This is a genomic window from Pseudodesulfovibrio sp. 5S69, assembly GCF_037094465.1.
Taxonomy (GTDB): Bacteria; Desulfobacterota; Desulfovibrionia; order Desulfovibrionales; family Desulfovibrionaceae; genus Pseudodesulfovibrio; species Pseudodesulfovibrio methanolicus.
The window spans coordinates 56,561-75,083 of sequence record NZ_CP146609.1 but is presented as its reverse complement, the minus strand read 5'-3'; the positions used below and the strand labels follow the sequence as shown (position 1 = coordinate 75,083).

The 18,523-nt window shown below is 67.7% G+C and carries 19 protein-coding genes; 9 read left to right on the top strand and 10 right to left on the bottom strand.

Annotated elements, in window-relative coordinates; genetic code table 11:
- Nucleotides 1-2 precede the first annotated feature (2 nt).
- From V8V93_RS00400 to V8V93_RS00390, 3 genes are all read right to left on the bottom strand, one after another.
- Nucleotides 3-701, bottom strand: a complete 699-nt coding sequence (locus tag V8V93_RS00400; protein ID WP_338668371.1) for a flagellar brake protein — start codon at nt 699-701, stop codon at nt 3-5.
- Nucleotides 702-827: 126 nt separating this feature from the next.
- Entirely contained in the window at nt 828-1,385 is a 558-nt protein-coding gene (gene amrA / locus V8V93_RS00395) for an AmmeMemoRadiSam system protein A (RefSeq protein WP_338668370.1), read from the bottom strand.
- 3 nt (nt 1,386-1,388) lie between these two features.
- The gene (locus V8V93_RS00390) at nt 1,389-2,690 is read right to left on the bottom strand and encodes an MFS transporter (RefSeq protein ID WP_338668369.1); all 1,302 of its coding nucleotides are present in this window, start codon (nt 2,688-2,690) and stop codon (nt 1,389-1,391) included.
- 101 nt (nt 2,691-2,791) lie between these two features.
- On the opposite strand from V8V93_RS00390, the gene V8V93_RS00385 reads away from it, so the two are divergent.
- Entirely contained in the window at nt 2,792-3,589 is a 798-nt protein-coding gene (locus V8V93_RS00385; RefSeq protein ID WP_338668367.1) for a substrate-binding periplasmic protein, read from the top strand.
- Here the strand turns inward: V8V93_RS00385 and cbiE are convergent.
- Complete coding sequence (cbiE, locus tag V8V93_RS00380) at nt 3,586-4,830, bottom strand: precorrin-6y C5,15-methyltransferase (decarboxylating) subunit CbiE (protein ID WP_338668366.1); 1,245 nt, start codon at nt 4,828-4,830, stop codon at nt 3,586-3,588. The genes V8V93_RS00385 and cbiE overlap by 4 nt on opposite strands.
- Nucleotides 4,831-4,979: 149 nt before the next feature.
- Here cbiE and fsa point away from each other — a divergent pair, with 149 nt between their 5' ends.
- On the top strand, nt 4,980-5,630 hold the full coding sequence (fsa, locus tag V8V93_RS00375; protein WP_338668365.1) for a fructose-6-phosphate aldolase: 651 nt from the start codon (nt 4,980-4,982) through the stop codon (nt 5,628-5,630).
- A gap of 66 nt (nt 5,631-5,696) precedes the next feature.
- Here fsa and V8V93_RS00370 read toward each other — a convergent pair whose 3' ends face one another.
- The 5 genes from V8V93_RS00370 to V8V93_RS00350 form a co-directional block, all read right to left on the bottom strand.
- Nucleotides 5,697-6,536 (bottom strand): glycosyltransferase family 2 protein, encoded by an 840-nt coding sequence (locus tag V8V93_RS00370; RefSeq protein WP_338668364.1) that lies wholly within the window; start codon nt 6,534-6,536, stop codon nt 5,697-5,699.
- Between the two features lie 64 nt (nt 6,537-6,600).
- Nucleotides 6,601-7,677 (bottom strand): cobalt-precorrin-5B (C(1))-methyltransferase CbiD, encoded by a 1,077-nt coding sequence (cbiD, locus tag V8V93_RS00365; protein ID WP_338668363.1) that lies wholly within the window; start codon nt 7,675-7,677, stop codon nt 6,601-6,603.
- Between the two features lie 2 nt (nt 7,678-7,679).
- On the bottom strand, nt 7,680-9,176 hold the full coding sequence (locus V8V93_RS00360; protein WP_338668361.1) for an SDR family oxidoreductase: 1,497 nt from the start codon (nt 9,174-9,176) through the stop codon (nt 7,680-7,682).
- A gap of 12 nt (nt 9,177-9,188) precedes the next feature.
- On the bottom strand, nt 9,189-9,467 hold the full coding sequence (locus V8V93_RS00355; RefSeq protein ID WP_338668360.1) for a hypothetical protein: 279 nt from the start codon (nt 9,465-9,467) through the stop codon (nt 9,189-9,191).
- Nucleotides 9,468-9,480: 13 nt separating this feature from the next.
- On the bottom strand, nt 9,481-10,473 hold the full coding sequence (locus tag V8V93_RS00350; RefSeq protein WP_338668358.1) for an NAD(P)H-dependent glycerol-3-phosphate dehydrogenase: 993 nt from the start codon (nt 10,471-10,473) through the stop codon (nt 9,481-9,483).
- 131 nt (nt 10,474-10,604) lie between these two features.
- Here V8V93_RS00350 and V8V93_RS00345 point away from each other — a divergent pair, with 131 nt between their 5' ends.
- The 7 genes from V8V93_RS00345 (at nt 10,605) to V8V93_RS00315 (ending at nt 17,192) form a co-directional block, all read left to right on the top strand.
- The gene (locus tag V8V93_RS00345) at nt 10,605-11,081 is read left to right on the top strand and encodes an Lrp/AsnC family transcriptional regulator (RefSeq protein WP_338668357.1); all 477 of its coding nucleotides are present in this window, start codon (nt 10,605-10,607) and stop codon (nt 11,079-11,081) included.
- Nucleotides 11,082-11,092: 11 nt separating this feature from the next.
- A complete protein-coding gene (gene hemL, locus V8V93_RS00340; protein WP_338668356.1) occupies nt 11,093-12,352 on the top strand; it encodes a glutamate-1-semialdehyde 2,1-aminomutase in 1,260 nt (419 codons plus the stop codon).
- 150 nt (nt 12,353-12,502) lie between these two features.
- A complete protein-coding gene (locus V8V93_RS00335) occupies nt 12,503-13,531 on the top strand; it encodes a cobalt-precorrin 5A hydrolase (RefSeq protein WP_338668355.1) in 1,029 nt (342 codons plus the stop codon).
- Complete coding sequence (gene cobJ, locus V8V93_RS00330; RefSeq protein ID WP_338668354.1) at nt 13,524-14,270, top strand: precorrin-3B C(17)-methyltransferase; 747 nt, start codon at nt 13,524-13,526, stop codon at nt 14,268-14,270. The genes V8V93_RS00335 and cobJ overlap by 8 nt, the downstream gene beginning before the upstream one ends.
- A 167-nt stretch (nt 14,271-14,437) precedes the next feature.
- On the top strand, nt 14,438-14,845 hold the full coding sequence (locus tag V8V93_RS00325; RefSeq protein ID WP_338668352.1) for a cytochrome c3 family protein: 408 nt from the start codon (nt 14,438-14,440) through the stop codon (nt 14,843-14,845).
- A 69-nt stretch (nt 14,846-14,914) separates the two neighbouring features.
- Nucleotides 14,915-16,366: a hypothetical protein gene (locus V8V93_RS00320; RefSeq protein ID WP_338668351.1), complete on the top strand. Its 1,452-nt coding sequence runs from the start codon at nt 14,915-14,917 to the stop codon at nt 16,364-16,366.
- A gap of 391 nt (nt 16,367-16,757) precedes the next feature.
- A complete protein-coding gene (locus tag V8V93_RS00315; RefSeq protein ID WP_338668350.1) occupies nt 16,758-17,192 on the top strand; it encodes an iron-sulfur cluster assembly scaffold protein in 435 nt (144 codons plus the stop codon).
- A gap of 55 nt (nt 17,193-17,247) precedes the next feature.
- Here V8V93_RS00315 and V8V93_RS00310 read toward each other — a convergent pair whose 3' ends face one another.
- Nucleotides 17,248-18,432: an arabinose transporter gene (locus V8V93_RS00310; protein ID WP_338668349.1), complete on the bottom strand. Its 1,185-nt coding sequence runs from the start codon at nt 18,430-18,432 to the stop codon at nt 17,248-17,250.
- Nucleotides 18,433-18,523 lie beyond the last annotated feature (91 nt).

Genomic DNA, 18,523 nt, shown 5'->3' with positions numbered 1-18,523 from the left:
GGTTAGCGGGTCAGTCTGCGCATTCTCGCCAGATACTTTCCGATACGTTCCTCTTCGACTTCGTTCAGATCGAGGAACATGGCCCCGATGATGTGCAGGCCCTGTTCCCGTTGGATGTTTCGGACCACGATGGGCAGCTTGAGCGTGCCCTCGGTCCCCAGGTTGACGATGGCCATCAGGGTGTCGCCCACCTCGAGCCGGGCGATGGGGTCCCGCGCCCCGGCGCGGACCGTGGCCTTGCAGCCCGTGGCGCTGATGTTGACGATCAGGCACTCGTACTCGGCGTCCTCGGCCTGGAGGCTGCCGTCGATGTTGCACGGGGTCCGGGTATCCCGCCTCAGTTCCACCTTCTCTATGACCGACGGGTAGGCGAAGAAGACCAGCGAGGTGGGGCAGGTGACCGTGTTGTACGCCGTGGTCTTGAACCCGTAGACCGTGCCCTGGTGGATGTACTTGACGATGATCTGTCCGCCCAGGGCCAACTGGCTGCGGATGCGGCCGGGCAGGCGGACCGAGACGATGAGGTACTCGTAGGGGTCGAAGCCCACGATGCGGCCCCGGTAGGAGTGGTCCGCGCCCGGTACCCGGATGACCACGTTCTTGCCCAAGGAAATGCGCAACTGCACGCCCGGCATCTTCAACACCCTGGTCTCGGCCGGGACGATCATGTTGTCGGTTTCCTTTTCGGGCTTCTCGGCCATGGAATACCTTGCCTGCGGGCGGTCTGTGCGGTTGTCCGGCGGAATCGCCGGACAACCTTTCATGGAAGAAATCTATACACGATAATAAGTACCACTGTCGATAGGAGATTTATCCCCCTTCAACCGTCAGAATACCTCCGCCTCGAACCAGAAGATGTTCGTGTCCGGATCCTTCCAGGCGTCGCGCGGCAGGCCGGCCTTGTAGCAGGTCTGGCCCAGGAAGGTCTCGCGGTCCCAGTGCCATTCCACCGGGACCTGGGGCAGGAGCAGGCCGGAGCGGCCGTGGGCGCTCATGATCAGCCCGTGGCGGCCGACCTCGATCAGGCTCGGGTCCGGGCACGGCTCGACGGGGCTGAGGATGGAGATCTCGTACTCGACGCGGCGGAATTCCTCCTCGGTCAGCGGCGGGAAGCGCGGGTCGCGGAAGGCCGCGGACAGGGCCATGTCCCAGATCGTTTGGTAGAGCGGCCCCGACCCCTGGACGTTGCCGATGCAGCCGCGCAGGTTGCCGCCGAGCTTGAGGGTGACGAAGGCGCCCAGGTGCTCGCGCAGCTTGTCCGTGGGCGGCTCGGGCGGCCGGGTCTCGCCGTCGCCGATGCCCAGGCCCGACGATATGGACCGGACCACCAGGTCCTTGAGATATTGCTTTTCCCCGTCGGTCAACTCGAAGCGGAAGTCGGACATGATTTACTCCTGATTGCGGTTTGCGGCGGGCACGAAGAGCATGCCGGCCAGGCCGAGGACGAAGAGGCCGACCACGGCGGACATGCCCAGCCGCTGGCTGCCGGTGGCCAGGGTCAGCCAGCCCACCAGAAACGGCCCGAGGAACGAGGTCAGCTTGCCGGACAGGGCCATGAGCCCGAACATCTCGGTGCGCACCGCCTCCGGGGCGGCGTGGGCCAGCCAGGACCGGCTCGAGGCCTGGACCGGTCCTACGAATATACCGATTGCCAGCCCGAAAATCCAGAACAGGGTCTTGCTTTTCACCAACAGGATGGCCGCGCCCGGCACGGTCAGCCCGACCAGGGACAGGAGAATGGTCAGGCGGGGCCCCAGCCGGTCGTCCAGCCAGGCGAAGGAGGCCGCGCCGAGCCCGGCGGTCACGTTCAGGCCGATGCCGAAGACGATGACCTCGCTCGGGGTCATGCCGAAGGCCCCGGCCGCGTAAATGCCGCCGAAGGCGAACATGGTGGTCAGGCCGTCGTTGTAGAACATGCGTGCCAGCAGGAACAGGGCGATGGGCCGGTGGCCGCGCAGGTCTCTGAGCGAGCGGCGCAACTGGGCCGCGCCCTCGGCCACCGCGCGTCCAAGCGGGATGCGCGCGCTCGGCGCGTCCGGGGTGAACAGGAAGAGCGGCAGGCAGAAGAGCAGATACCACAGGGCGGTCAGGGGCATGACCGCGCGCACGTTCAGGGCGTCCGTGCGCGGCACCCCGAACCAGCCCGGCGGCTGGACCAGGCCGTAGAGCGCGATGAGCAGCAGGACCAGCCCGCCCGCGTAGCCCAGCCCCCAGCCCCAGCCCGACCAGCGGCCGATGCGCGCCTTGTCGGCCAGATCCGGGAGCATGGCGTTATAAAAGATCATGGCGTATTCGCTGCCCAGGGTACCGGCCCCGGCCAGGAGCAGGGCGGGCCAGGTCCAGGCCGGGTCCGGCCGGACGAACCAGAGCAGCCCGGTGGCCGCGATGCACAGGCCGGTGAAGGCCGCCAGCCAGGGCTTGCGCCGTCCGGCGCGGTCGGCCACGGCCCCGAGCAGGGGCCCGCCCAGACCGATGACCAGCCCGGCCACGCCCATCATGTTGCCCCACCAGGCCGTGCCCAGGGTCTCGTTCTCGGCCACGGCCCGGGCGAAATAGGCGGCGAACACGAAGGTCTGGACCAGGGCCGCGAACCCGGAGTTGGCCCAGTCGTACAGGGCCCAGGAAACCAGGGCGCGGACCGGGCGCGACGGGGTGCGGCGCAGGCTGGGCGGGGTGCGGGCTTCGGGCATGTTGAGCAGGGTAATACATGCGCTCCGCGTGTGCCACCCATAGCTGCGGGCCGGGGCAAAAAAGGAGAGGCAAACGGCGGGGGAGCGTGCTAATGTGCAGCATGTCCAGAATCTCCGTCTTCATTCTCGCCTGCCTGAGCCTGACCCTCCCCCTCCTCGGATCCGTCCCGGTCCGGGCCGCGGGCCCGGTCGTTCTCGTGACCGACGAGTACCCGCCCTATGTCCTGACCAAGGGGGCGCGGCCCGGCCTGCTGACCGAGATCGTCCAGGCCGCCTTTGCCGAGGCCGGGCTGGAGACCAAGGTCCTGTACCGCCCCTGGCGGCGTAGCGCGATGATGGTCCGGGAGGGCGACGCCTTCGCGGCCTACCCCTACGCCCGCACGGAAAAGCGCGCGGGCTACGCCTGGTTCAGCGAATCCATCTGGGTCTGCCGCAACGTCTTCTTCTACCTCAAGGGGCGGTTCGACGAATTCGACTACACCTCCCTGGACGCCTTGCGCGGCTACATCATCGCCGGGACCTCGGGCCATTACTACGAGGAAATCTTCAAGGAAAAGGGGCTGACCGTGGACTACGCGCCGGGCGAGGCCTCGGGGGTGCGCCGGCTGTGGGAGCTGCGCGCCGCCTTCTTCGCCGAGGACGAACTGGTCGGCTGGACCCTGATCAACCGGATCTTCCCCAGCCGGGCCGATCTCTTCGGCTCCACGCCCACTCCCTGGAATCTCAACCCGCAGCACCTCATGGTATCCAAGAACTACCCCGGCGCGCGGGAGCTCCTGGCCCGCTTCAACGCGGGGCTCGCGGCCATCCGCAGGGACGGGACCTACGACCGGCTGGTGATGAAGTATTGCCCCCAGGTCCGCATGCTTCTGATGGACTCGGGCGGGGTGGCCCGCTAGGGCTTTTCGGCCCAGAGCACGAAGACCGGGTTCTGCGCCTTGAAGCGCAGGTCTCCGGCCAGGGAATCCGTGGCCGAGGCCTGGAGTTGGGTCACGCCGAAGTGCCAGCCCAGGGACTGGAAGTGGTCCTTGGCCGCGTGCAGGGAGTCGAGGAGGATGCAGTGGACCACCACCCGGCCGCGCGGCGCAAGCTGGCGGCAGGCGCTTTCGAGCAGGGCGGTGTCCTGGTTGGATTCCCCGCCCAGCCCGCCGCCGATGAAGATGCGGTCCGGTTCGGGCAGTCCGTCCAGGGCCCCCGGCATGTCGCCGAGGACCACGTCCACCAGCCACGCTCCGGTGCGCCGGATGTTCTCGCGGATCATGGCCGCCCGGGTCTTGTTGCGCTCCACCGCGAAGACCCGTCCCCGGCGCGCCAGGTGCGAGGCCTCGATGGCCACGGACCCGCAGCCCGCGCCCAGGTCCCAGACCGTGGAGTCCGGGGCCACGCCCAGGTGGGCCAGTCCGGCCGCGCGCACGGGCAGCTTGGTGATCAAGTTCTTCTGGTGCAGGTAGAAATGGTCCGGGATGCCCAGGGACAGACTGATCTCCGGCGGATACTGGCGCTCCAGAACCACCAGGTTGAGCGGTGAAAACTCCATGCCCCAGGTCTCCCACAGGGCCAGGGGGCGGATCCGCTCGTCCGGCGCGCCCAGGTTTTCGAGCACGGTCATGGAAAAGCAGTCCGCGCCGCGTTCGAGCAGTGCGCGGGCCACCTCGGCGGGCGAGTTCACGGCGTCGGTGAAGACCGCGATCAGGTCCGCGCGGACCAGGGCCGCGTAGAGCGGGGAAAAGTCGTCGCGCCCGTGCAGGGAGACGAAGTCCATGTCCTGCCACGGCAGGGCCAGCCGGGCCGCGGCCAGTTGGATGGTCGACAGGCTCGGCTCCACGACCAGGTTCTCCCGGCCCAGTTCGTCGCCCAGCCGTTTGCCGATGCCGAAGAAGAGCGGATCGCCGTCGGCCAGGACCACCACCTTCCGCCCCTTGCGGGCGTTCTTGCGCACGGCCTCGATGATCGGCTTGAGCGGCCCGGCGATGGCCAGCCGGTGGGCGCTCTCCGGGATCAGCGTGTCCGGGCAGGCCGCGAGCAGGCGCTTGCCGCCGACCACGAGGTCGGCCTCGGCCAGGGCCGCGGCCGCAGAGCCGGAAGGGACGAGGGAGCCGGGCGGCAGCCCGATGATGCGAACGGGTTCCATCTTGGTCATTGAGCCAATGTAAACGAAACCGGGCCGGGGGGGAAGGACAATGCGCGTTCGGCGAAAACGTTTGCGGGAGGTTTCCACTTTATTTTGTTTATGTTATCACACCCGTGCAAACTTCGGAGCGTCCTGCCCCCCACTACTTAGGAGGAACCATGCAATTCTTTCTCGATACCGCCAACCTGGACCAGATCCGCGAAGTGGGTGAACTCGGCCTGCTCGACGGCGTGACCACCAACCCGACGCTCATGTCCCGCGAGGGCGGCGACTGGCGCAAGCAGGCCGCGCTCATCTGCGAGATGGTGGACGGCCCGGTCTCCCTGGAGGTCATCGGCACCAGCCACGAGGAGATGATCAAGGAGGCCAAGGACCTGGTCTCCTTCGGCACCAACGTGGTGGTCAAGATCCCGATGATCCCTGAGGGGCTCAAGGCCCTCCGCGAGTTGACCGAACGGGGCATCAAGACCAACGTGACCCTGGTCTTCTCGCCCACCCAGGCCCTGCTGGCGGCCAAGCTCGGGGCCACCTACGTCTCGCCCTTCGTGGGCAGGCTGGACGGCCTGAGCCAGTCCGGCATGGAGGGCGTGGACCAGATGCGGACCCTGTTCGACAACTACGCCTTCGGCACCAAGATCCTGGTCGCCTCGGTGCGCCACCCCCTGCACGTGCTTGAGGCCGGGCTGATCGGCGCGGACGTCATCACCCTGCCGTACTCCACGATCACCCAGCTCATGCACCACCCCCTGACCGACCAGGGCCTGGCGAAATTCCTGGCCGACTGGGAGGCCTTCCAGAAAGGCGAATAGAAAGGTCCAAGGCGAGGCCGCCCTCCGGGGCGGCTTTTTTTGGGGGTGCGGCCGGGGTGCCGTGCGCTAGAGCCCCGAGACGGTCAGGACCTTGCCCTCGATGGTCTTGAGCAGTTCACGAACGTCGTCGGGGCTGGGGATGTGGCCTCGGGTGAAGGGCTGGGCGTAGAGGCGGCCGCGTCCGAGATCCTCGGCCCACTGCACGACCACGGGATGGAAGAATCCGGGGTTGTTCAGGACGATGGCCGCCTTGGCCGGGCCGTCGTGCTCCCTCGCCTGGTAGGAGAAGTTGTCCCCGTGGAAGTGGTACTCGTAGAGGGGGGCCGGGATGTGCAGGAACCGCGCTCCGGCGGCCACGCACTGCACCCAGTAATCCCAGTCCTCGTAGTCGGTGTTGGCCGGGTAGCGCGCGCCCGCGTCCCACACCTCGCGGCGGTACACGGTCGGCGGCGGCAGGATGTTCTGCATGCGCAGCAGCCCCTGGTTGAAGTCGGGCAGCCGCGTCTCGCGCCGCTCCCCGGGGGTGCACTCGAAGTAGTCCGGATAGACCCCGGAGACGCCGGGGTTGTCGTCCAGGGCCCGGATGCACCGGGCCATGAAGTCCGGCAGCAGGGCGTCGTCCGGGTCCATACTGAACAGGTAGCGTCCCCTGGCCAGGGCCAGGCCGTGGTTGCGCACCGGGCCGGGCCTGCCCACGCGCTCCAGCCGCTCCAGGACGAACCGCTCGCAGTCGAGCCGCTCCGCCCATTTCTCGGCCCGGTCCACGGAGTCGTCGCCGCTCGCGTCGTCCACGAAAATGATTTCCACGTCATGTAGCCCTGCGGTCTGCGCCGCGAGGGAACCGAAGAGCCTGTCGCTGAACCGGCCATAGTCATGGCTCGGGATCACGACGGAAAGAACCGGCATATGCGCCCCTTCATCCAGTTTTCAGTTTCGGCCGGGCGCATGTAACGCAAGTGGTGCGCCGGGCCTAGTCTCCAAGGGCGCGGCCGTCGAAGTCGAACACCGCATAGGAAACCGAACAAGTCCTGCCTGCATACCTTTCGGCATGCCCTGCGGCTTTCTGTACCAGCAACTTGAGCACGTTGTCACGGGCCGGATCGCCCTCCAGCGAGGCCAGCGCCTGGACCGCGGTGTTGGCCGCGCGCACCGCCGGGACGCGCGCCGGATCGACCCCGGCCTCCAGGCAGCGCGCGGCCAGCAGGCCGAAATCCACGGGGTGGGTCCGGGCGTGGGTGTATTCCAGCCCCTGGGCCTGCTTGACCAGCTTGCCGAAGAACACGGCCCAGACGACCTCGCGGAATCCGTGCCGGGCGGCGGCCCGCATGGAGAAGGCGAAGAAGTCGGCGGCCTGGATCAGGGCGGTCTCCGGGGTGCCGGGGCGGCTCTCCAGGTAGAACCGCTCGCTGCGCCGCCCCGTGGTGAAGACCGCGCGGTCGAGCCCCTGGGCGCGGGCCACGCTCAGCCCCTCCTCGATGGTCGCCTTCCAGGAGTCGTGGGAGTACGGCTTGACGATGCCCTGGGTGCCGAGGATGGAGATGCCGCCGACAATGCCCAGGCGCGGATTCATGGTCGCCTTGGCGATGGCTTCGCCCTCGGGGACCTCGATGGTCACCTCGATGCGCCCCGCAAATCCCTCGGCGGCCCGGCGGACCGCCGCCTCGATCTGCTTGCGCGGTTCCGGGTTGATGGCGGGCTCGCCCACGGCCACGGGCAGGCCGGGCAGGGTGACGCGGCCCACGCCCCGGCCGCCGTCGAGGCTGACTATGGGCGGGGCGGTTTCGCCGGGTTCCAGACGGACCACGGCCTGGATGTCGTGGCCGTGGGTCACGTCCGGGTCGTCGCCACCGTCCTTGACCACGGTCACGCGCACCCCGCCGTTTAGGGGCTCAATGCGCTCGACGGGCACGGTCAGCGTGCCGCCCGGCGGCAGGGGGACATCCACGGTCTCCGAACGCTCGCCCGTGAGCAGCAAGCGCACCCCGGCCATGGCCGCGGCCGAGGCGCAGGAGCCGGTGGTCCGGCCCGTTCTCAGCGGCTTGGTCACGGCTAGCGCACCCTCCGGGCGGGCTCGTACAGGGTGGTGCCCGCCAGGTCGGAGATGTTTTCGATGATGTTCCTGAAGAGGATCACGTGGAAGGGGTACATGGCGTACCAGTAGAGGATGCCGGTCAGCCCGCGCGGCAGGAACTTGGCGGTCATGGACAGGTCCACCGCGTTCCCCCACCGGGCGTCCATCCTGAATTCCAGGAGGGCCTCGCCGGGCAGGCGCATCTCGGCCAGGAGCAGGAGCCGCCGCCCCTGGTCCGAAGCGAGCACCCGCCAGAAGTCCAGGGCGTCGCCCACGCGCGGGGGCGCGTCGCCGTGCGGGCGGCCCCGCTTCATGCCCGGTCCGGCCAGGAGCCGGTCGATGAAGCCGCGCAGCCGCCACAGCGGGTCGCCGAAATACCAGCCCTGTTCCCCGCCGATACGGGCCACCTGTTCCCATACCTTGTCCGGGTCGCCCTGGAGCCGGGCCTTGTAGCCCATCTCGAACCGGGTGCCGCCCGCGTAGAGCGGGTCGTCGGTCGAGGCCCACTCGGGCATGCAGGCCGAGCCCACGTCGAACAGGCAGGTCTCCACGGCCTGCTGTTCGGTCTTTTCCAGGGCGCGGCGGATGGCCTCGCGGCAGGAGAGCAACTCCTGGGGCACGAGTTCGCGGATGCGGTTGTCCCGGCAGACCACTTCGTTGCGCAACCCCTCGATCAGCGCGCGGGACAGGGCCATGGGCACCGGGGTGATCAGGGATACCCAGAAGGAGGACAGCCGGGGGGTGACGAAGGGCAGGGGCAGCAGCCGTCGCCGGGGGATGTCCGCGACCTCGGCGTAGAGGCGGAAAAGTTCCGTGTAGGACATGACGTCCGGCCCGCCGATGTCGAGGGTCAGCCCGGCCGTGGCCTCGTTTTCCAGGCACCCGGCAAGGTATCCGAGGACGTTGCGGATGGCGATGGGCTGGGTCCGGGTGCGCACCCAGGCCGGGGTGATCATGAACGGCAGCCGGTCGGCCAGGTAGCGGACCAGCTCGAAGGACGACGAGCCCGAGCCGATGATCTGGGCCGCGCGCAGGGTGGTCACCTTGGCCGTGCCGAGCGCCAGGATGCGGCCGACCTCGGCCCGCGAGCGCAGGTGCTTGGACAGGGGCTGGTCCGCGCGGTCCTCGCCCAGGCCGCCCAGGTAGATGATCCTCGGAAGGTTTGCGTGCCCGGCGGCCAGGACCATGTTGTAGGCCGCGTCGCGTTCCTGCTCCGCGAAGTCGCGGCCGGGGTGGGTCATGGAGTGGACCAGGTAGAAGGCGGCGCAGCACCCCTCGGCCGCCTGTTTCAGGCTCTCCGGGTCGTGCATGTCCGCGCGCACGGCCTCCACCTTGTCGCCCCAGGAGCGGGCGCGGATTTTCTCCACGCTGCGCCCGGCGGCCCGCACGCGGTGGCCGCGCGCCAGCAACTGCGGCACCAGCCGCCCGCCCACGTAGCCCGTGGAGCCGAGTACGAGAACCGGACCGTCAGCCATGGCGGCCCCCGCCTAGCGCGGCTTGGTCTGGAAGGTGATGCCCTCGCCGTCCGGGTGGTAGTTCCAGCCCTTGTCGGCCATGCACATGAGGAATTCCCTGTTCTGCTTGTGCTTGTCCAGGGGGTACTTCTCGCCCGCCACGACCTCGCACTGGACCGAGTCGTTCTTGAACATGCGGTCCAGGGTCGCGCCCGTGTAGTCCGGGTGGGTCCAGGGCTTGGAGCAGCCGCCCATGAGCAGGGCGGCCGCGAACAACGTGGCCAAAATGGTGGCGGTAACAATGCTCCGCATGGCGGCTCCCCGGTTATTCATCCTTCAAATCCCGGCTCATCAGGTCCGTGGTCGCACGGGCCGGATCCTTGCCTTCATAGAGTATCTTATAGACCTGTTCGGTGATGGGCAACTCCACTTCGAGCTTGGCGGCCAGGTCGTGCAGGGACTGGGTGGTCTTGACGCCCTCGGCCACGGCCTTCATCTCGCCGATGATATCGTCCAGGGTTTGGCCCCGGCCGAGCTTCAGGCCCACCTGGCGGTTGCGGGACAGGTCGCCGGTGCAGGTCAGGACCAGGTCGCCCATGCCGGACAGCCCCATGAAGGTCCGTTCCTGGCCGCCCATGGCCTCGCCCAACCGGCTCAGCTCGGCCAGGCCGCGCGTGATCAGGGCCGCCCTGGCGTCGTGGCCGAAGCCCAGCCCGTCGGCGATGCCCGCCGCGATGGCGATGACGTTCTTGACCGCGCCGCCCAGCTCCACGCCGCGGAAATCCGGGGTGTAGTAGACGCGGAAATACGGGGTGGAGAAGGCCTCCTGGAGCTCGCGGCCCAGATCGAGGTCCTCGCAGCCGAGCGACACGGAGGTGGGCATGTCCTTGGAGACCTCGGCCGCGAACGACGGGCCGGACAGGGCCGCGTAGCGGGGGGCCTTGCCCTGAAGCGCCTCGGCGACCACGCGGGACACCGGGGCCAGGGAAGACAGCTCGATGCCTTTGGAGGCGTTGACGATCACCGGCCGCTCCGGGAGCAGGTCGCGGAATCCGGCCAGGGCCGGGCGGATGAACTGGCTGGGGATGACCACCAGGAAGTAGTCGGCCCCGGCAAAGGCGGTCTCCGGGTCGGATTCGACCTTGAGGGCTTCGGACAGGGTCACGCCGGGCAGGAAGACCCGGTTCTCCCGATATTGGCGGATGTCGGCGGCCACCTCGGGCTCGCGCGCCCACAGGGTGGTCTCCCGTCCGTTTTTGGCGAGCATGTCGGCCAGGGTGGTGCCCCATGCGCCCGCGCCCAGTACGGCTATCTTCATTAAGAGGTCTCCTTCGATGGGTTATCCAGTCCGACAGCATACGTGGCGCGCGCGGCGGTGGCAAGGGCGGGGCGCGCCGAAAACGGCCCGCGCCGGTTGCATCCGGGGGCGGCGGAAGGTATAGACCCCCCATGGCAATACAATTCAGCGAAACCGAGGAGAGGATACTCGCCCTGGCGGGCGGGGACCTGCCGGACACCGAGCAGCCGTTCAAAACCATAGCCGACGCCGTGGGCGTGGACGAGGACACGGTCATCGGGCTCATCCGCGACCTCAAGGAGCGGCGGATCATCCGCCGTTTCGGGGCCACCCTGCGCCACCAGAAGGCGGGCTACGGCCACAACGCCATGGTCGCCTGGCGGGTGCCCGAGGAGCGCAGCGAGGAAGTCGGCGCCCTCTTCTCCGCCCGGCCCGAGATATCCCACTGCTACGTCCGGCGCACCTACCCGGAGTGGACCTACAATTTCTACACCATGATCCACGGCGAGCGGCCCGGCCAGACCGACGAGGTGGTGGCCGAGCTCGAAAAGGCCGTGGGCATCGACGACCACTGCACGCTCAAGTCGCTCAAGGAACTCAAGAAGACCTCCATGGTCTATTTCAAGTAAGGAAGCACGACATGGATTCGAAATCCCTTTTCGCCAAGGCCCAGACCCTCATGCCCGGCGGCGTCAACTCGCCGCTGCGCGCCTGCAAGTATGTTCAGTCCGAGCCGGTCTTCATCGAAAACGCCAAGGGGGCGCACCTCTTCGACGTGGAGGGCCGGGAATACGTGGACTACGTCTTCTCCTGGGGACCCATGCTCCTGGGGCACCAGGACCCGGCCGTGAACGCGGCCGCCCACGCGGCCGTGGACCACGGGTCCAGCTACGGCGCGCCCTGCCTGGGCGAGGTCCTGCTGGCCGAGGAGATCCAGAAGCTCATCCCGTCCATGGAGATGATGCGCATGGTCTCGTCCGGCACCGAGGCGACCATGTCCGCCCTGCGCCTGGCGCGCGGCTACACCGGGCGCAACAAGTTCGTGAAGTTCATCGGCAACTACCACGGCCACGCCGACGCCTTCCTGGCCGCGGCCGGGTCGGCGGCGGGCACCGTGCCCGGCACTCCGGGCGTGCCCGAGGAGGTCATCAGCCACACCCTGCTGGCCCAGTACAACGACCTGGACGCCGTGAAGCAGCATTTCGAGCAGTCCGGCGACGAGATCGCCTGCGTCATCGTCGAGCCCTGCGCGGGCAACATGGGCCTGGTCCTGCCGAAGGAAGGGTTCCTCCAGGGGCTGCGCGACCTGTGTACACAATACGGCGCGGTGCTCATCTTCGACGAGGTCATCACCGGCTTCAGGCTGGCCCCCGGCGGGGCCCAGGAACGCTACTCCATCACCCCGGACCTGACCACGCTGGGCAAGATCATCGGCGGCGGGTTCCCGGTGGGCTGTTACGGCGGCAAGCGCGAGATCATGGAGCACATGGCCCCGGTGGGCGGCGTGTTCCAGGCGGGCACCCTGTCCGGCAACCCCGTGGCCATGGCCGCCGGGCTGGCCACCCTCAAGCGCCTTCAAGAGTGCGACTACGCCTCCCTGGAGGCGAAGACCAAGGCGCTGACCGACGAGCTGGCCGCGATCCTGGAAGGCAAGGGCAAGCCGGTCTACGTGGCCCAGGCGGGCTCGGCCTTCACCCTGTATTTCTCGGACAGGCCCGTGACCAACATGATCGAGTCCGGGCAGTGCGACCAGGCGACCTTCGCGGCCTACTGGAAGCAGATGATGGCCCGGGGCATCTACCTGGCCCCGGCGGGCTTCGAGTGCGCCTTCACCTCCTTCGCCCACTCGGACGAGGACTTCGCGAAGACCCTCGCGGCCGCGCGCGCCGTGGAATTCTAGGTCCGCGCCGATCTTGCGAACGCACCGGGCCGGGGATCCTTCGGGTTCCCGGCCCGTTTTCCGTCGACCGTGCGCCGAAGCGGGAAAAAACACCCCACCTCGTGCCGTTTTTTTCTTCCCCCGGTGGTCGGTTGCTGGTAGATGATAGCAATGCCAGCCAAGAAAATCGCCATATACGCACTGACCTCGCAGGGACTGGCCGTGGGCAAGCGGTTGGCCGCCAGGCTGCCGGGCACGCTCTACGCCTCCAAGAATCTCGAGGCGGAGGACGCCATCTCCTTCGAGTCCCTCAAGCACCTGATCTCGGCCACCTTCAACGCCTTTGACGGGCACATCTTCGTGGCCGCCGCGGGCATCGTGGTCCGCTGCATCGCGTCCCACCTGCAATCCAAGGAAACCGATCCGGCCGTGGTCTGCATGGACCAGACCGGGCTGTTCGCCATCAGCCTGCTCTCGGGCCACCTGGGCGGGGCCAACGAACTCGCCGACCGCTGTGCGCGCATCATGGGCGGTCAGTCGGTCATCACCACGGCCACGGACACGGCCGGAGTCCTGTCCATCGACAGCCTGGCCATGGCCAAGGGACTGGCCATCGGGACCATCAGCAAGGTCAAGGACGTGAACATGGCCCTGCTCGAAGACCGCGTGGTCCAGCTCTACGACCCCGAGGACTGGCTCGGCCTGGCCTGGAACGCCGGGTTCGAGGGCAAGGTCGGGTACGGGGACTGGAACGACGCCAAGCCCGGCATCTGGGTCTCCTGGCACAACGACGCCCCGGAAGGGAGCCTGGCCCTGCACCCCAGGGTGCTGCATCTGGGCATCGGCTGCCGCCGGGATATCACGACCTACGAGATCCTCGACCACGTCTACATGGTCTTCAAGAAATACGGATTTTCCATGGAGTCCATCGCCTCGGTGGGATCGGTGGAGGCCAAGCGCAACGAGGCCGGGCTGCTGGAAGCGGCCGAGGAGTTCGGCGTGGAGCCGGTCTTCTACTCCACGGCGCAGCTCGCGGCCGTGGACGCGCCCACGCCGTCCGACCGGGTCCAGGCGCACATGGGCGTGCCCAGTGTGGCCGAGGCCTCGGCCATGCTCGCTTCCCACGGCGGGGAGCTGATCGTGACCAAGGAGAAGACCCCCACCGTGACCCTGGCCGTGGCCCGGAGCAACCGTGCTTAAGGCGGTCAGTCTCGGACCGGGCGACTTGTCCCTGCTCACCCCGGCGGCCCGCTGGGCCATCGAGGAGGCCGATGTCGTGGCCGGATACAAAGGGTACATCGAGCTGGTCCCGGAGGGAATGCTCGAAGGCAAGATCGTGGTCTCCACGGGCATGACGGGCGAGGTTGACCGCGCCAGGCAGGCCGTGGAGCACGCCCGTGCCGGACGCAGGACGGTCATGGTCTGTTCCGGAGACGCGGGCATCTACGCCATGGCCGGGCTGCTCATGGAGGTGCTCGAAAGCGAGGGGCTGCTCGAGACCGTGCCCTTCGAGGTCATCCCCGGCGTGGCCGCCTTCAACGCGGCGGCGGCCCTGCTCGGCGCGCCGCTCATGCACGACTTCGCCTCCATCTCCCTAAGCGACCTGCTGACCCCCTGGGAACGCATCGAGCAGCGGCTCCAGGCCGCGGCCAGCGCGGACTTCGTCATCGCCCTGTACAATCCCCGCTCCAGGAAGCGCGCGGACCACCTGCGCGAGGCCCTGGACATCATCGGCCGGTTCCGCAGGCCTTCCACGCCCGTGGGCATCGTGCGCAAGGCGTACCGCGTGGGCCAGTTCGTCGAGGCCGTGCCGCTCCACCGGGTGGATGTGGAGAAGGTGGACATGCAGACCGTGCTCATCGTCGGCAACTCGGCCACTCGCCTGGTGGACGGCCGGATGCTCACTCCGCGCGGCTATCACCGCAAATACGCCCTGTAAACTGCCGGATCAAAGTGTAATTCCCCCCTTGCGCTCAAGGGGCTTTATCGGGTAAAAGCAAGGGTCTACGATGGCAGCCCCCGCTTGACAGGGGGTGGATACTTATTTATCCCGCATAGTAGAGAGTGTGACTGTTTATCTTTTATGCAACAGGAGGAACTAGGTAAATGAAGAAATCTCTCATCATCAGCCTGATGGTGGCCGCCCTGGTGTGTGTCTTCTGCCTGCCCGTGGTCATTGCGGCCACTGCGCCCGCAGACACCATCACCATCGAGGTCCCCGCCGGCGCCAAAGCGACCAAAACGCCCGTGACCTTCCCGCACAAGAAACACGTGGACAGCGGCCTGGATTGCCTGGTCTGCCACCACAAGGCCAAGTCCCCGGCCGAGGCCAAGAGCTGTGCTTCCGAAGGCTGTCACTCCGATGCCAGCAAGGCCGCGAAGAAGGAGCCCACCGGCTTCTATTCCGCCTTCCACAGCAAGAAGTCCCAGGCTTCCTGCCTCGGCTGCCACAAGGTGCAGAAGAAGGCCGGCAAGGACGTCCCGGTCAGCTGCAAGCAGTGCCACCCCAAATAAGCCTTTAGGGTGAATTCAAGGGGGGCTGTGCGATACGGCCCCCCTTTTTAAACTCCTCCGGAGGTACCCATGACCCCGGCTCCACCGCCTCCCAAAGATGACGACGCCGACGTGCGCGACGTGCTGAACGAACCCGCTGCGGACAGCGAGGGCTTCGACCCCGATACCGTGGACGCGGATTTCGAGCAGGAGCTCGAAGATCTGTTCGCCGACGACCTTGAGGACGCTCCCGTCGTGGACGAGAGCGGCGGTCCCATCGTGCTCGACGACCAGGTGGAGTTCGCCGGGGACGACATCGAAGAGGCCGAGGTCGCGGAGGAGGAACTCCTGGTCCTGGACGGTGTGGTGGAGGAACCCGCCGGGGACGACTCCGCCGAGGACGACGAGGACCTGCTGATCCTGGACGACCTGGTGGAGGAGCCCGCTGCCGCGGACGAGGGCACCGGAGAGGACGACCTTATCGTGCTCGACGAAGTGGTCGAGCTGGTCGAGGAGGCCGATGCGGGCGACGAGCCCGCCCCGGAAGCCGCCGCGCAGAGCGCCGCCGAGGTCGAGGCCCTGGTGGACGACATCGCCGAGGAGAACGTCGCCGAAGCGGCGGACGCCGAGGACGAGGAGATCATCGACCTCGACGACCTGGTCGAGGAAGCCGCCGAGGCCCCCGAAGCCCCGGAGGATGAGGACGAGCCGCTCATCGATCTCGACGATCTGATCGAGGAGGAGGCCGCCGCCGGACCCGAAGAAGATATTTCCCTTGAATCCGAGGACACGGTCGAAGATGTGACCGTGGACCTGACCGAAGACCTGGCCGAGGCATCGGTCCAAGATCCGGCCGCGGACCTGGCCGACGACATGCTGGCCGCCATGGCCGAGGAGGCCGAGCCCGAGGTGCCGGTGGACGAGGCGGTTGCCGCCGAGGATATCGAGGCCATCATGGACGCGCCCGAGGCCGAGGACGAACCGGAGCCCGAATTTATGCCGGAGGCCGAATCTGTGCCCGAGCCCGAGCCGGAGCCAATCGAACTTGAAGAGGCCTCGGTCGTGGAGGGCAACGTGTTCGCCGACGCGGGCGAAGCCCCGGTCGATGCCGAACTGACCGGCCTGGACCAGCTTGAGGACGACGACATCGAGGACGTGGACAGCCTGCTGGACAACGTCGAGGTGGACGTGACCGGGGTGATGGACGCCGAGGAGTCGGACGCCGACCTGGACGCCGACCTGGACGCCGACCTGGTCATGGACCTGGACGAGGGCTCCCTGGACGAGGTCCTGGCCGCCGAAGCCATGCCGCCCGACGCCGGCATGGACGTGGATGCGGACGTGGATCTGCTCCTGGCCGAGACCCGCGAGGAGGGCGACCCCACCCTGGAAAGCCTCCAGGCCACGGTCCGCCAGCTCGAAGGCCGCGTCGAGGAGTTGGAACGCCGCCTGCGCGACGAGATCGCCCAGCTCGTCCCGGCCGAGGCGGCCAAGATCATCCGAGAGGAGATCGCCGCCCTGGCGGCTGAATTGGACGACTAGCCGAAGCGGCTTGCGATAGCGGGCCATCTGCACATTTTTCGAGGGCCCGCCTGATCCTCACGTACTGGGGTACGCTGCGGTCAGGCGGGCCCTCGAAAAATGCACAGCTAACCCACTCTCCCAAGCCTATTCCTGGTGCGGGGGAGAGAGCCGCTGTCGGGTGCCCTTGGCACCCGAATCGCTCCAAGATGGAAAGAAATTTGTGGAGACCCTACCGGTTTGGTGGGGTCTTTTTTTGTGCTTTTCCGGGGGAGTGTCGAGGGCTTGGGTTGGTCTTATCGGTTGTGGAATGGAATCCGGGCTGGTAACACCTTTGGCGAGGGATTTGGGTAGGCATGGCGGGCCAACCATTCAGCATATGGACGGGATGATGCCCAGCTTTGACGACATCGTGAGTGAACTGCAGGACAAGATCAACGAAGAGACCATCGAGGCCTATGGCCAGGCCGGATTCGAGCGCTGGCGCAACCAGCCGTATCGGGGGGAGCCCGCAGGGGCCAACTATGAGGGCGCGTCCACCGGCGGGTGCGGCGATACCATCTGGATCTACCTGCAGATAGAGGAAGACACCGTGGTCGACGCCGGATACGCCACCGACGGCTGCGGCTCCAGCGCCATCAGCGGCTCCATGGCCGCGGAACTGGCCGTGGGCAAGCGCTGCGAGGAGATCGCCGCCATCACCGGGGAGACCGTGCTGGAAGGGCTGGGCGGCCCGGCCTGCATGCCCGAGGACGACCGGCATTGCGCCTGGCTGGCCGCCAATGCCCTGCTTGAGGCCGTGGGCAGCTATTACCGGCAGGCCGCGGCCCAGGCTAAAAAGGATTGACTCCGCCTCTCCCTTTCACCCTCCGGCTACGCCTTGCCCGGCGGGCGGCAGGCCCCTAGGCGGCTTTCCGGGCCATGGATCGGCGAAAGAGTTCGGTGACGGCCAGGCCGAGCGCCGCGCTGACGGCTGCGGCCAGGAAGACCGAGGGGTAGCCCGCCACGGCGGCCAGTGCCCCGGTGGCCGGGCCGCCCACGGCGTAGGCGATGTCCTGGAAGGCCGCGAACCCGCCGATGGCCGAGCCCTTGACGTTGGGCGGCACGATCTTGACCACCTCCACGCCCAGGGCCGGAAAGAGCAGGGAGGTGCCCGCGCCTGTCAGGACCGCGCCCAGGAAGGCCACGCTCGGGTGGGGGGCCAGCCACAGCAGGAGCAGGCCCAGGGCCTCGGCCGTGAAGGAGACCTGGGCGACCCTGATGCCGCCGAGCGTGTCGGGCAGCTTGCCCCAGAACACGCGCACCAGGACGAAGGCCCCGCCGAAGCAGGTCAGGGCCAGGCCCGCGTGTCCCCAGTGGTTGTCCGCGAAATAGAGGGCCGAGAAGGTCCCGATGACCGCGAACCCGATGCCCTGCAGGAAGAGGGCCGTGCACGGCAGCCAGACCCGCCCGATGACCTTTCTGAGCGGCGGCCGTTCGCCCGAAACCGGCTCGGTGGCGCGGATGCGCAGGAGCAGGGGCAGGGACAGGAACGGCAGGACCAGGGTGGACACGCCCAGGGCGGCGAACCCGAAATGTCCGTAGAGCAGCAGTCCCAAAGGCGCGCCCGCGGCCAGGGCTCCGAAGATGGCCATGCCGTTCCAGGACATGACCACGCCCGCCCTGGCCGGGCCGAGCAGACCGAATCCCCAGACCAGCACCCCGGTGAGCATCTGGCTCTCCCCGTAGCCCAGCAGCAGCCGCCCGATGAGCAGGATGCCGTAGCGCGGCCAGACGGGCAGGGGCAGCAGCGCGGCCAGGAGGTAGAAGAGACCGGCCCCGCCGCAGGAGAACATCCCGGCCAGGGTGGTCCGCTTGGCGCCCCGGGTGTCGGCGGTGCGGCCCGCGTAGCCGCGCGTGGAGACCGTGGCCAGGAACTGGATGCCCACGGCCACGCCCACCAGGGTGGAGTTCAGGCCGAGCTGCTGGTGCACGAACAGGGAGATGACCGGCAGAGGCAGCCCCACGGTCAGGTAACAGAGAAAGATGGAGACCGGGAGCCTCCAGAAACAGGCCTCGTCCGAGGCGGCGGCACAGCGCAACTGCATGGGAACCTCGTTTGGGAGCAATAAAAAAACCAACGCCCAAACCGGGACGGGCAATCCGTCCTGTCTGGGCGTTGGTTGACGTTAACGCTTA

Excerpts from the sequence above, each read along its gene's own strand:
- V8V93_RS00335 (WP_338668355.1), top strand. The coding sequence starts at position 12,503 with ATGCCAGCCAAGAAAATCGCCATATACGCACTGACCTCGCAGGGACTG.
- V8V93_RS00400 (WP_338668371.1), bottom strand. The coding sequence starts at position 701 with ATGGCCGAGAAGCCCGAAAAGGAAACCGACAACATGATCGTCCCGGCC.
- V8V93_RS00360 (WP_338668361.1), bottom strand. The coding sequence starts at position 9,176 with ATGGCTGACGGTCCGGTTCTCGTACTCGGCTCCACGGGCTACGTGGGC.
- amrA (WP_338668370.1), bottom strand. The coding sequence starts at position 1,385 with ATGTCCGACTTCCGCTTCGAGTTGACCGACGGGGAAAAGCAATATCTC.
- V8V93_RS00370 (WP_338668364.1), bottom strand. The coding sequence starts at position 6,536 with ATGCCGGTTCTTTCCGTCGTGATCCCGAGCCATGACTATGGCCGGTTC.
- V8V93_RS00325 (WP_338668352.1), top strand. The coding sequence starts at position 14,438 with ATGAAGAAATCTCTCATCATCAGCCTGATGGTGGCCGCCCTGGTGTGT.
- V8V93_RS00320 (WP_338668351.1), top strand. The coding sequence starts at position 14,915 with ATGACCCCGGCTCCACCGCCTCCCAAAGATGACGACGCCGACGTGCGC.
- hemL (WP_338668356.1), top strand. The coding sequence starts at position 11,093 with ATGGATTCGAAATCCCTTTTCGCCAAGGCCCAGACCCTCATGCCCGGC.
- V8V93_RS00350 (WP_338668358.1), bottom strand. The coding sequence starts at position 10,473 with ATGAAGATAGCCGTACTGGGCGCGGGCGCATGGGGCACCACCCTGGCC.
- cbiE (WP_338668366.1), bottom strand. The coding sequence starts at position 4,830 with ATGACCAAGATGGAACCCGTTCGCATCATCGGGCTGCCGCCCGGCTCC.
- V8V93_RS00355 (WP_338668360.1), bottom strand. The coding sequence starts at position 9,467 with ATGCGGAGCATTGTTACCGCCACCATTTTGGCCACGTTGTTCGCGGCC.
- V8V93_RS00385 (WP_338668367.1), top strand. The coding sequence starts at position 2,792 with ATGTCCAGAATCTCCGTCTTCATTCTCGCCTGCCTGAGCCTGACCCTC.
- fsa (WP_338668365.1), top strand. The coding sequence starts at position 4,980 with ATGCAATTCTTTCTCGATACCGCCAACCTGGACCAGATCCGCGAAGTG.
- V8V93_RS00310 (WP_338668349.1), bottom strand. The coding sequence starts at position 18,432 with ATGCAGTTGCGCTGTGCCGCCGCCTCGGACGAGGCCTGTTTCTGGAGG.
- V8V93_RS00345 (WP_338668357.1), top strand. The coding sequence starts at position 10,605 with ATGGCAATACAATTCAGCGAAACCGAGGAGAGGATACTCGCCCTGGCG.
- V8V93_RS00390 (WP_338668369.1), bottom strand. The coding sequence starts at position 2,690 with ATGCCCGAAGCCCGCACCCCGCCCAGCCTGCGCCGCACCCCGTCGCGC.